Annotated in this window: 12 protein-coding genes; 10 read left to right on the top strand and 2 right to left on the bottom strand. The window is 55.2% G+C overall.

The genetic code is table 11. The features are described 5' to 3' along the window. The 9 genes from ACZAHD_RS05995 to yjiA all read left to right on the top strand — a co-directional run. Positions 1–552: fumarylacetoacetate hydrolase family protein (locus tag ACZAHD_RS05995; protein WP_462455962.1), on the top strand; the 552-nt coding region annotated here is incomplete at its 5' end. A 10-nt stretch (positions 553–562) separates the two neighbouring features. Beyond that, positions 563–1,360: a 4-hydroxy-2-oxoheptanedioate aldolase gene (gene hpaI, locus ACZAHD_RS05990; protein ID WP_462455963.1), complete on the top strand. Its 798-nt coding sequence runs from the start codon at positions 563–565 to the stop codon at positions 1,358–1,360. A 21-nt stretch (positions 1,361–1,381) separates the two neighbouring features. Further along, on the top strand, positions 1,382–2,740 hold the full coding sequence (hpaX, locus tag ACZAHD_RS05985) for a 4-hydroxyphenylacetate permease (protein ID WP_462455961.1): 1,359 nt from the start codon (positions 1,382–1,384) through the stop codon (positions 2,738–2,740). 9 nt (positions 2,741–2,749) lie between these two features. Then, complete coding sequence (gene hpaA / locus ACZAHD_RS05980) at positions 2,750–3,640, top strand: 4-hydroxyphenylacetate catabolism regulatory protein HpaA (RefSeq protein WP_462455960.1); 891 nt, start codon at positions 2,750–2,752, stop codon at positions 3,638–3,640. 386 nt (positions 3,641–4,026) lie between these two features. Next, positions 4,027–5,589, top strand: a complete 1,563-nt coding sequence (gene hpaB, locus ACZAHD_RS05975) for a 4-hydroxyphenylacetate 3-monooxygenase, oxygenase component (RefSeq protein WP_462455959.1) — start codon at positions 4,027–4,029, stop codon at positions 5,587–5,589. A 19-nt stretch (positions 5,590–5,608) separates the two neighbouring features. Beyond that, the gene (locus tag ACZAHD_RS05970) at positions 5,609–6,121 is read left to right on the top strand and encodes a 4-hydroxyphenylacetate 3-monooxygenase reductase subunit (RefSeq protein ID WP_462455958.1); all 513 of its coding nucleotides are present in this window, start codon (positions 5,609–5,611) and stop codon (positions 6,119–6,121) included. A gap of 334 nt (positions 6,122–6,455) precedes the next feature. Further along, positions 6,456–8,606 carry a carbon starvation CstA family protein gene (locus tag ACZAHD_RS05965; RefSeq protein ID WP_462455957.1) on the top strand — a complete coding sequence of 717 codons (2,151 nt, stop codon included), beginning with the start codon at positions 6,456–6,458 and terminating at the stop codon, positions 8,604–8,606. 98 nt (positions 8,607–8,704) lie between these two features. Then, the gene (locus ACZAHD_RS05960; RefSeq protein ID WP_462455956.1) at positions 8,705–8,908 is read left to right on the top strand and encodes a YbdD/YjiX family protein; all 204 of its coding nucleotides are present in this window, start codon (positions 8,705–8,707) and stop codon (positions 8,906–8,908) included. A gap of 11 nt (positions 8,909–8,919) precedes the next feature. After that, positions 8,920–9,876 (top strand): GTPase, encoded by a 957-nt coding sequence (gene yjiA, locus ACZAHD_RS05955; RefSeq protein WP_462455955.1) that lies wholly within the window; start codon positions 8,920–8,922, stop codon positions 9,874–9,876. Positions 9,877–9,925: 49 nt separating this feature from the next. Here the strand turns inward: yjiA and ACZAHD_RS05950 are convergent, their stop codons facing one another. Further along, positions 9,926–10,408, bottom strand: a complete 483-nt coding sequence (locus tag ACZAHD_RS05950) for an Hcp family type VI secretion system effector (RefSeq protein WP_462455954.1) — start codon at positions 10,406–10,408, stop codon at positions 9,926–9,928. A 239-nt stretch (positions 10,409–10,647) separates the two neighbouring features. After that, positions 10,648–11,340: a hypothetical protein gene (locus tag ACZAHD_RS05945; protein WP_462455953.1), complete on the bottom strand. Its 693-nt coding sequence runs from the start codon at positions 11,338–11,340 to the stop codon at positions 10,648–10,650. 569 nt (positions 11,341–11,909) lie between these two features. Between ACZAHD_RS05945 and ACZAHD_RS05940 the strand changes: the two genes are divergently transcribed. After that, on the top strand, positions 11,910–12,455 hold the full coding sequence (locus tag ACZAHD_RS05940) for a YfaZ family outer membrane protein (protein WP_462455952.1): 546 nt from the start codon (positions 11,910–11,912) through the stop codon (positions 12,453–12,455). The last annotated feature ends 49 nt before the right edge of the window (positions 12,456–12,504 follow it).

Below are 12,504 nucleotides of genomic sequence, written 5' to 3'. Positions count from 1 at the left end.
GATGATATGTTTTTTCACGATGGTAGCGACATTCCGACCGACCGTTTTATCGTGCCGCGGATTGAAGTCGAGCTGGCTTTCGTGCTGGCAAAACCGCTGCGTGGCCCAAACAGCACCCTGTTCGACGTCTATAACGCCACCGACTATGTGATCCCGGCGCTGGAGTTGATCGACGCCCGTTGCCACAACGTCGATCCGCAAACCCAGCTTCCGCGCAAAGTCTTCGACACCATCTCCGATAATGCCGCCAACGCCGGGGTGATCCTCGGTGGGCGCCCGATTAAGCCCGACAATCTGGATCTGCGCTGGATCTCCGCCCTGCTGTACCGCAACGGAGTGATCGAAGAGACCGGTGTTGCCGCTGGGGTACTGAACCACCCGGCGAACGGCGTCGCCTGGCTGGCGAATAAACTGGCGCCTTACGACGTCCAGCTGGAAGCTGGGCAGATCATCCTCGGCGGCTCATTTACCCGCCCGGTCCCGGCGCGCAAGGGCGACACCTTCCACGTCGATTACGACAACATGGGCGCGATCAGTTGCCGGTTTGTCTAGGAGGAACATGATGAATAACACCTTTAAAGACGCCTTAAAAGCGGGCCGCCCGCAGATCGGCCTGTGGCTGGGGCTTACCAGCAGCTACAGCGCCGAACTGCTGGCCGGTGCCGGGTTTGACTGGCTGCTGATCGACGGCGAACACGCGCCGAATAATGTACAAACGGTGCTGACCCAACTGCAGGCGATCGCCCCCTACCCCAGTCAACCGGTGGTTCGCCCGTCGTGGAACGACCCGGTGCAGATTAAGCAATTGCTGGATATCGGCGCACAGACGTTGCTGGTGCCGATGGTGCAAAACGCCGATGAAGCACGGCTGGCGGTGAAAGCCACCCGCTATCCTCCGGCCGGTATTCGCGGCGTCGGCAGCGCCCTCGCCCGCGCCTCGCGCTGGAATCGCGTCACGGATTATCTCCATCAGGCTAACGATGCCATGTGCGTGCTGGTACAGATTGAAACCCGCGAGGCGTTGCAAAACCTGCCGCAGATTCTCGCGGTAGAAGGCGTCAACGGTGTGTTTATCGGCCCGGCGGATCTGAGCGCGGATATGGGCTTCGGCGGTAATCCGCAGCATCCAGAGGTGCAGGCGGCCATTGAAAGCGCCATCATCCTGATTCGCGAGGCGGGTAAAGCCCCGGGTATTCTGATGGCCAATGAACAACTGGCGAAACGCTACCTTGAAATGGGGGCGCTGTTCGTCGCCGTCGGCGTTGACACCACTCTGCTGGCCCGCAGCGCAGAAGCGCTGGCAACACGTTTTACCGACGCAATCATCACCACAACTGATAACAATAAAACCGTCTACTGAACGGATAATGTGGAGCGCATCATGACAACCTCTACCCTGCAACCTAATGAAAACAAAGTCGTTGAAGTAGAAAACCGGGTGATCAAAAAGCTGTTCCGCCGACTCATCACCTTCCTGTTCGTGCTGTTTGTTTTCTCGTTTCTGGACCGCATTAATATCGGCTTCGCCGGGCTGACGATGGGCAAAGATCTCGGTCTGACCTCCACCATGTTTGGTCTGGCGGCGACGCTGTTTTACGTCACCTACGTGCTGTGCGGGATCCCCAGCAATATCATGCTGGCGAAGATCGGCGCCCGCCGCTGGATCGCCGGGATCATGGTGGTGTGGGGGATCGCGTCAACCTGTACGATGTTTGCCACCAATCCGCATACGCTGTATCTCCTGCGCATGCTGGTCGGTATCGCTGAAGCCGGCTTCCTGCCAGGGATCCTGGTCTACCTGACCTGGTGGTTCCCGGCCTATCACCGCGCCCGTGCCAACGCCCTGTTTATGATAGCGATGCCGGTGACCATGATGCTCGGGTCCATTCTCTCCGGTTATATTCTGGCGCTTGACGGCCTGTGGAACCTGAAGGGCTGGCAGTGGCTGTTCCTGCTGGAAGGCCTGCCGTCAGTGGCGCTCGGCGTGGTGACCTGGTTCTTCCTCAACGATACCCCGGATCAGGCCAGTTGGCTGGATAAAGAAGAGAAGCTGGCGCTGAAATCAATGATTGACCGCGAGCGCGAAAACGCCACCGTCCTCCCGACCTCCGGACGTTCTACTCTGCGGGAAGTGCTGACGCCGGCGGTGCTGATGTATACGCTCGCCTACTTCTGTCTGACCAATACCCTGAGCGCGATTAATATCTGGACTCCGCAGATCCTGCAAAGCTTCAACACCGGCAGTAGCAACATTGTGATTGGAATGCTGGCGGCGATTCCGCAGTTCTGTACGATTTTCGGGATGATCTGGTGGAGCCGGCGATCCGACCGGCGTAAAGAGCGCAAGATGCATACCATCCTGCCCTATCTGTTCGCTGCTGGCGGATGGCTGCTGGCCTCCGCCACCCACCACGGCCTGATCCAGCTGATCGGTATCATCATGGCCTCCGTGGGCTCCTTTACCGCAATGGCGATTTTCTGGACCACCCCGGATCGGGTGATCAGCCTGCAATCGCGGGCGGTCGCACTGGCGGTTATCAACGCTATCGGCAACGTCGGATCCGCCGTCAGCCCCCTGCTGATCGGAATTCTGCGCGATACCACCGGCAGTTTTAGCTCCGGACTGTGGTTTGTCGCCGCACTGCTGATCGTCGGCGCGCTGGTACTGAGCAGAATTCCGATGAGTCCGCGGGAAGACGCCGCTGCAGAGGCAGGACTCGCCGTACAGAAAAGTCATTAAGGAGTGCCCATGTGTCAGCCCTCAATCGTCAATATCGATATCAACAAAGATTACGATGAGAGTCTGGGGACCGAGGATGTGCACTATCAGTCGTTTGCCCGCATGGCGGCCTTTTTTGGCCGCGACATGCAGGCGCATCGACACGACCAGTATTTTCAGATGCACTTTCTCGATACCGGGCAGATTGAACTGCAGCTCGACGATCACCGCTACTCGGTGCAAGCGCCGCTGTTTGTCCTGACGCCACCGTCGGTACCGCACGCGTTTATTACCGAATCCGACAGCGACGGGCACGTGCTGACGGTGCGCGAAGATCTGATTTGGCCGCTGCTGGAGGTTCTCTATCCCGGGACACGAGAAGCGTTCGGGCTGCCGGGAATGTGTTTGTCGCTGGCGGATAAACCCGATGAACTGGCGGCGCTGGCGCATTACTGGCAGCTGATTGAACGCGAATCAACCGCCCGGCGGCCAGGGCGAGAACATACCCTGACGCTGCTGGCGCAGGCGGTGTTCACTCTGCTGTTACGTAACGCCAGGCTCGACGATCATGCTGCCAACGGGATGCGCGGCGAGTTGAAGCTGTTTCAGCGCTTTAACCAGATGATCGACAGCCACTACCACCAGCACTGGGCGGTACCAGACTATGCCAGCGAGCTGCACATTACCGAATCACGGTTGACCGACATCTGCCGGCGCTTTGCCAACCGGCCGCCAAAGCGGCTGATCTTCGACCGACAGCTACGCGAGGCTAAACGGCTGCTGCTGTTTTCCGACAGCGCGGTCAATGAGATAGCCTGGCAATTGGGGTTTAAAGATCCCGCCTATTTTGCACGATTTTTTAATCGGTTAGTCGGCTGCTCGCCGAGCACATTCAGAACGCAAAAAGTGCCGGTATCGTAATTTCCCGGCATTTGCCTACAACACCGAACTTCCCCCGGTCGCGCTGCGCTTACCGGGGCTACGGCCTGCTCCGGTAGCCCGGGTCAGGCGTCAGCCGCCACCCGCCGAAAAACCGACAGTAACGTCGCCCGCCCAGCGTCGCACCGCCGGGAAAAGGCTGGCTCCTGCAGCGAAAACACCACCTCGATCGCAGAACCACACGCCACCTGAAAAGTACCTACCGTTGTCGCAAACGTCCCTTCACCAATAGCGCAATAACCGCTTCAATCAAACAACAAAAACAAAACATAAATTTAACATCAATACCCGAAATCATTCGCAGGCAGCCACCAGACAGGCAGCCGGAAGCAGGACGGGATATTTCGATAAATACTGAAGAGGCCCCTATGAAACCTGAAAATTTCCGCGCAGACGCGAAACGTCCGTTAACCGGTGAAGAGTACCTGAAAAGCCTGCAGGATGGCCGCGAAATTTACATCTACGGCGAGCGTGTCAAAGACGTCACCACACATCCGGCCTTCCGCAACGCCGCCGCCTCCGTCGCTCAGTTGTACGATGCGCTGCACAAACCGGAAATGCAGGACACCCTGTGCTGGAACACCGATACCGGCAGCGGCGGCTATACCCATAAATTCTTCCGCGTGGCAAAAAGCGCCGACGACCTGCGCCAGCAGCGCGACGCGATTGCCGAGTGGTCACGCCTGAGCTACGGCTGGATGGGCCGCACCCCGGATTACAAAGCCGCCTTTGGCTGCGCGCTGGGCGCCAACCCGGCCTTCTACGGCCAGTTCGAACAGAACGCCCGCAGCTGGTACACCCGCATTCAGGAAACCGGCCTGTACTTTAACCACGCTATCGTCAACCCGCCGATTGACCGTCATAAACCGGCCGACGAAGTGAAAGACGTCTACATCAAGCTGGAAAAAGAGACCGACGCCGGGATCATCGTCAGCGGCGCGAAAGTGGTCGCCACCAACTCGGCGCTGACCCACTACAACATGATCGGTTTTGGTTCTGCGCAGGTGATGGGGGAAAACCCGGACTTCGCCCTGATGTTCATCGCCCCTATGGATGCCGAAGGCGTCAAACTGATCTCCCGCGCCTCCTATGAGATGGTTGCCGGGGTCACCGGCTCGCCGTACGACTATCCGCTCTCCAGCCGCTTTGACGAAAACGATGCGATCCTGGTGATGGATAATGTGCTGATTCCGTGGGAAAACGTGCTGATCTATCGCGATTTCGACCGCTGCCGTCGCTGGACGATGGAAGGCGGCTTTGCGCGCATGTATCCGCTGCAGGCCTGTGTACGCCTGGCGGTCAAACTCGACTTTATCACCGCCCTGCTCAAGCGCTCGCTGGAATGTACCGGTACCATGGAGTTCCGCGGCGTGCAGGCCGATCTCGGCGAAGTGGTCGCCTGGCGCAATATGTTCTGGGCGCTGAGCGACTCCATGTGTTCCGAAGCAACACCGTGGGTGAATGGCGCCTGGCTGCCGGATCACGCCGCGCTGCAAACCTACCGCGTCATGGCGCCGATGGCCTACGCCAGGATCAAAAATATTATCGAACGTAACGTGACCAGTGGCCTGATCTACCTGCCTTCCAGCGCACGCGATTTGAACAATCCGCAGATCGACCACTATCTGGCCAAATACGTTCGCGGCTCCAACGGCATGGACCACGTCGAGCGAATCAAGATCCTCAAGCTGATGTGGGACGCCATCGGCAGCGAATTCGGCGGCCGCCACGAGCTGTATGAAATCAACTATTCCGGGAGCCAGGACGAAATCCGCCTGCAGTGTCTGCGTCAGGCACAAAGCTCCGGCAACATGGACAAAATGATGGCGATGGTCGACCGCTGCCTGTCCGAGTACGACCAGAACGGCTGGACGGTACCACACCTGCACAACAACTCTGATATCAATATGTTGGATAAGCTGCTGAAGTAATTCGCAGCGGGAGGTCACAATGCAATTAGATGAACAACGTCTGCGTTTTCGCGATGCCATGTCCAGCCTGTCGGCTGCGGTCAACGTCATTACCACCGAGGGCGACGCTGGCTGCTGCGGCATTACCGCCACCGCCGTGTGCTCAGTAACCGATACGCCGCCGTCGGTCATGGTGTGCATCAATGCCAACAGCGCAATGAACCCGGTATTCCAGGGCAACGGCAAACTGTGCGTTAACGTGCTGAATCATGAACAGGAAGTGATGGCCCGCCATTTCGCTGGCATGACCGGGATGGCCATGGAAGAGCGCTTTAGCCTCTCCTGCTGGCAAAAGGGGGGGCTGGGACAACCGGTTCTGCAAGGGGCGCTGGCCAGCCTCGAAGGACAAATAAGCCAGGTGCAGACCATCGGTAGCCACCTGGTTTATCTGGTCGAGATCAAGAACATCACTTTGAGCCAGGAAGGCCATGGGCTGATTTATTTTAAGCGCCGTTTCCATCCGGTGATGATGGAAATGGAGATCGCGGTATAGCGTTCTGCCACCTTCGCTTCTGACATTCTCTTTTCTCTGTCTTTTTCTCTCTCCTCACCTCTTTTTCCTCCTCCCATTGGGGAGGGAAAAGAGGTGAAAAAAAATCTTGTGATCTCAATCACATGTTTACCCACTGCTCATTTCCTGCCCAACCGCTTATCCTGCCTGGTAACCGCTTAACCCTGCATATAACCACTCGCAGATTTACCCAACTTTACGCGCGCGGAGTTCTGGCAAGATCGTCTCCAGCATAGCTAACCAATACCTCACCAACCCTAACTCAAAACCAAACGGCTTCGGCCCATTATTCATCTTATTAACGCCAGGTTTTACTATGGATACTAAAAAGTTATTCAAGCACATACCCTGGGTGATTCTTGGAATCATCGGGGCATTTTGCCTCTCAGTCGTCGCTCTGCGCCGCGGTGAGCACGTCAGTGCACTGTGGATCGTGGTGGCGTCGGTTTCCGTCTACCTTGTCGCCTACCGCTATTACAGCCTGTATATCGCGCAAAAGGTGATGAAGCTCGACCCTACACGTTCTACACCTGCGGTCATTAACAACGATGGTCTGAACTACGTCCCGACCAACCGCTACGTGCTGTTCGGCCACCACTTTGCCGCGATCGCTGGCGCCGGTCCGCTGGTAGGCCCGGTGCTCGCCGCGCAAATGGGCTACCTGCCGGGTACTCTGTGGCTGCTGGCGGGGGTGGTGCTGGCCGGGGCAGTACAGGACTTTATGGTGCTGTTTATCTCCTCGCGCCGTAACGGTGCTTCGCTGGGTGAGATGATCAAGCAAGAGATGGGGCCAGTTCCGGGTTCGATTGCGCTGTTCGGCTGCTTCCTGATTATGATCATCATCCTCGCGGTACTGGCGCTGATCGTGGTGAAAGCGCTGGCAGAAAGCCCGTGGGGCGTCTTCACCGTCTGCTCGACCGTACCGATTGCCCTGTTTATGGGGATCTATATGCGCTTCCTGCGCCCGGGTCGCGTGGGTGAAGTGTCGGTGATTGGTATCGTCCTGCTGGTTGCGTCCATTTACTTCGGCGGCCTCATTGCCCACGACCCGTACTGGGGTCCGGCACTGACCTTTAAAGACACCACCATTACCTTTACCCTGATCGGCTACGCGTTTATCTCCGCGCTGCTGCCGGTGTGGCTGATTCTGGCGCCGCGTGATTACCTCGCAACCTTCCTGAAAATCGGCGTTATCGTCGGCCTGGCGCTGGGCATCATGATCCTCAACCCGGATCTGAAAATGCCGGCAGTGACCCAGTACATCGATGGCACCGGCCCGCTGTGGAAAGGTGCGCTGTTCCCGTTCCTGTTTATCACTATCGCCTGTGGCGCGGTGTCTGGCTTCCACGCGCTGATCGCCTCCGGCACTACGCCGAAGCTGCTGGCTAACGAAACCGACGCCCGCTTTATCGGCTACGGCGCGATGCTGATGGAGTCCTTTGTGGCGGTAATGGCGCTGGTTGCGGCGTCGATCATTGAGCCGGGCCTCTACTTCGCGATGAACACCCCGCCAGCGGGCCTCGGCATCACCATGCCGAACCTGCACGAAATGGGCGGTGAAAACGCCGCGTTGATTGCCGCACAGTTGAAGGATGTGACCGCGCACGCAGCGGCGACCGTCAGTTCCTGGGGCTTTGTGATTTCGCCTGAGCAAATCCTGCAGACGGCGAAAGATATCGGCGAACCATCGGTACTGAACCGTGCGGGCGGCGCGCCGACCCTGGCCGTCGGTATCGCTCACGTGTTCCACAAAATTATGCCGATGGCGGATATGGGCTTCTGGTACCACTTCGGTATTCTGTTTGAAGCGCTGTTCATCCTTACCGCGCTGGATGCCGGTACTCGCGCAGGCCGCTTTATGCTGCAGGATCTGCTGGGCAACTTCGTCCCATTCCTGAAGAAAACCGACTCGCTGGTCGCGGGTGTGATTGGTACCGCGGGCTGCGTCGGGCTGTGGGGCTATCTGCTGTATCAGGGCGTGGTCGACCCGCTGGGCGGCGTGAAGAGCCTGTGGCCGCTGTTCGGTATCTCGAACCAAATGCTGGCCGCCGTTGCACTGGTGCTTGGCACCGTGGTACTGGTCAAAATGCAGCGTACCAAATACATCTGGGTTACCGTGATCCCGGCCGCATGGCTGCTGCTGTGCACCACCTGGGCACTGGGTCTGAAATTGTTCAGCACCAACCCGCAGATGGAAGGCTTCTTCTTCATGGCGCAGCAGTATAAAGAGAAGATTGCTTCCGGCGGCGAGCTGACCGCACAGCAGATTGCTAACATGAACCATATCGTGGTGAACAACTACACTAACGCCGGTCTGAGTATTCTGTTCCTGGTGGTGGTTTACAGCATCATCTTCTACGGCATCAAAACGTGGCTCAATGTACGTAACAATACAGTGCGTACCGACAAAGAGACCCCGTACGTACCTGTTCCGGAAGGTGGCGTGAAAACCTCTTCCCATCACTAAGCCTTAATGCCGGATAGCGCTACGTTTATCCGGTCTACAAAGGTCCTGTAGGCCCGGTCAGCGTAGCGCCACCGGGCTTTTTCTATCTGGAACTCACGATGTTTGGTAACTTAGACGAAGCAAAAAAATACCTCGGTCAGGCAGCCAAAATGCTGATTGGCATTCCGGATTACGGCAATTACGTCGAGCATATGCAGGCCAACCATCCGGATAAGCCTTACATGACCTATAACGAATTCTTTCGCGAACGCCAGCAGGCCCGCTACGGCGGCGACGGCAAAGGCGGCGTACGCTGCTGTTAATGGAGGCAAACATGGCACCGATTGCAGTCACCCTGTTGACCGGTTTTCTTGGCGCGGGTAAAACCACCCTGCTACGCCATATTCTTAACGAACAACACGGCTTTAAAATCGCTGTTATCGAAAACGAATTTGGCGAAGTCGCCGTTGACGATCAGCTGATTGGCGACCGCGCCACCCAGATCAAAACCCTGACCAACGGCTGCATCTGCTGCACCCGTTCCAACGAGCTGGAAGACGCGCTGCTCGACCTGCTCGACAGCCGCGATCGCGGCGACATTGCTTTTGACCGGCTGGTGATTGAGTGCACCGGCATGGCCGACCCCGGCCCGATTATTCAGACCTTCTTCTCCCATGAGCTTCTCTGCGAACGCTATCTGCTTGACGGCGTAATTGCGCTGGTGGATGCGGCCCATGCCGACCAGCAGATGAACCAGTTCACCATCGCCCAGTCGCAGGTGGGCTACGCCGATCGTATCCTGCTGACGAAAACGGACGTGGCGGGCGACAGCGACAAGCTGCGCGAACGGCTGGCGCGGATCAACGCCCGGGCGCCGGTTTATACCGTAGTCCACGGTGATATCGACCTGAGCCAGCTGTTTAATACCAGCGGCTTTATGCTGGAAGAGAATGTCGTGAGCAGCGTGCCGCGCTTCCACTTTATCGCCGATAAGCAAAACGACGTCGCGTCTATCGTGGTCGAGCTGGATTACCCGGTCGATATCAGCGAAGTGTCGCGGGTGATGGAAAACCTGCTGCTCTCTTTCGCCGAACAGTTGATGCGTTACAAAGGGATGCTGTGGATTGACGGCGAGCCAAATCGCCTGCTGTTCCAGGGCGTCCAGCGCTTATACAGCGCCGACTGGGATCGCCCGTGGGGCGATGAAGCGCCTCACAGCACGCTGGTGTTTATCGGCATTAATTTGCCGGAAGAGGAGATTCGCGCGGCGTTTGCCGGCTTGCGCAAATAACGGTTCGGACTTCTCCCTCTCCCGGAGGGAGGAGGTCAGCATGAAGGCATCAGGCGGTACAGAATTCATTCCAGGTATCACGATAAATAATGTTCCCTTCGGTGTACTTCCAGACGATGGCCTCATAACGCAATTCGAGTGTTTCAAGGTGCGTGCTGCTCAGACCGGTGGGTGACAGGTACGGTGCAATCGTGGTGATTTTGACGTTGTCGAGGACGATATTGAAATACTCGGCTTCAAGGCCTGATGCCATAATACGGTACATCTTGATCGTCGCTTTTTTCAGGGTACGACCTCGCACACCGCGCGATACAGAACGGGTGTCGTCTGGTCGAACTCTTTCTTTCACTATGGCGATCGGACGATGAACGCGCGTACCGGTAAGTTTGCCCCAGTGCGGATCAACGGGAATGGTGATGCCGTGCGAGAATGATTTTAATTCGATAGAACCTGCACGCAGGGGCATTAAACAGCCGCCAACAATCGGCGAACCGTTTTCATCCTCAAGCCACAGGTGTGCGGGAGTAGACATATATAACTTCCTTATAAATAAATGTAACAAACCGTTTTTTTCTGGCGTTTACCATTTCACATAACGTGCAAATATATATATTATGAATATAGCGAACACCCCCACAGGCCAGAGGGGACCAGAGGGGAAAAAATAAATAAATGCCATTGCGAATAACAAAGTCAGCAATCCAGGCCCATGGAGCGAAACCAAGGACCTAAATATCCTACAGAAAATCCTTTTAATAATATTCATGACAATTATCGAATCATCCTGGTAATAATTTCTGCAATATCACTATCCGATGCCCATTGTGCCTTAAGCGCCCCCGCTCTCTCAAACAGTGGTTCTATCAGGAAATACATCATTTCCAGTCCTTGAGCATAGAGTGCGGAGTAAAAAGTCGGCCAGGTAAACTGAAGTCGACAGGCGCTATCTGCTGCCTTCTGGACGATCCCATATATGCCAGAGAGCGTTACCGCCATACCCGCCGCGCGCGCCGTTAAGATCCTCATATCAAGGCTTAGATTCATACCAACTGTAACCGAGGTGGTGACTGCTAATATGAAACCGTGACCACTAAGGGAACTCGCCGCAATGTGTATATTAACCGCCATGAGCATTTTCTTGATGTACTCTATTTGAGCGGATGTTTTGTATTTAAATATTTCCTCAAAATATACTTTGAGCATTTCATAAACAACATCGCCATGTTGAAAAAGGCGAATGACCGCGAGAGTAAATCGTACATCCTCAGTTTTTTGCCGCTGACAAACATCCTGATATTCATCAGTAAAGCAGGAGGCGTAATACAACGCGCGTTTTGCGCCAGCACCGGTCAATGCAATCTGATCTGCCACCGCGTTTTCAACGCCCGCCAACGCATGATCAAGTTTCAATGCGAGAATGTTATTGGATTGCAAATAACTAATGATTTCATTTCTGTAGTACATCGCCGCTCCTGGCCATTATGGATTCCGTGAAAGGACGTCGGAAGGCTATATTGACAAGAAATGCACACCAGAAGATATATTCAATCTCAAGATTTTATTTTAATTCAAAAAAAATCAGTTAAATTCATTAAACATTAGAGAACTGTCACCTCACTTCTCGGCATATCACACCGTCATGCGCTGATAGAAGTCGGGGGCATAATCTTTCACCTGACTCAGCGATACCGCGTTGAACATGAACGGCCTTACGCTCAATTCATCAGCAAAAATGTAAATTAAAATTTTTATCAGTTACGATTGAAATATTTTCAAAATAATAACGGAGGTAGACTATTTTATCTGCAACTCATTTTCCCCGTGTGTTCAATTCAGGTTTAGCCAAACAGCTAAACTGACTCTAAACGGCAAAACATTAATGATTGACGCCGCGAAAAAGCAACTAATACACAACACCGATAGTGCATTTAAATAACAAAAATAGCATAAAAAATTGAAAATGGTCATATTTGCAGTTGTAAAAATTGTTTGATAGGGTGTCCGCAGATTAGTTTTACGACGAGGCCTCTACCATGAAAACGCTCAATATCCTTATTCTTTCCGCGCTGACTGCAGTTTCCGGCTCCGCCATGGCGATGGGCTTTACCGTTGAGCAGGGTAAAAACTTTACCAACCTTAATATGGAACTGGGTAAATCCTCCTCCGGTCTCTATGCTGAAAGCAACTGGCTGAAAAATACCGATGACGGTACCCAGACCGGCGGTGTTGGCGCAGGTTACAACCTCGAACTTGGCCCGGTGATGCTAAATGCCGGCGCCAAAGCCATCTATATGGGCCCGAAAAAAGGCGATAACGGCGTGGCGTTCCCCATAGGGGGCGGTGTTAACGTTGCGCTGACCGACAGCATCCACCTCTTCGGCGAAGGTTATGCCGCGCCGGAAGGGCTGAATAACAGCGCGAAAAACTACGTTGAAGCCAACGGCGGCGTAAGCTGGACCCCCATTACCCCGGTGACGCTGAAAGCAGGTTACCGCCATGTGAGCGTTGACGGGAAAGACGGTCGTCCGAACCACACCCTGATTGATGGTGCCTATGTTGGCGGCGGCATCACCTTCTGACCCGCCGATAACAGCAAAAAACCTGCCGTCCGGCAGGTTTTTTATTCAC

This window comes from Raoultella sp., assembly GCF_039594335.1.
Lineage (GTDB): Bacteria > Pseudomonadota > Gammaproteobacteria > Enterobacterales > Enterobacteriaceae > Klebsiella.
Note: the sequence above shows the minus strand (reverse complement) of the source record. Positions and strands in the feature narration are given on the sequence as shown.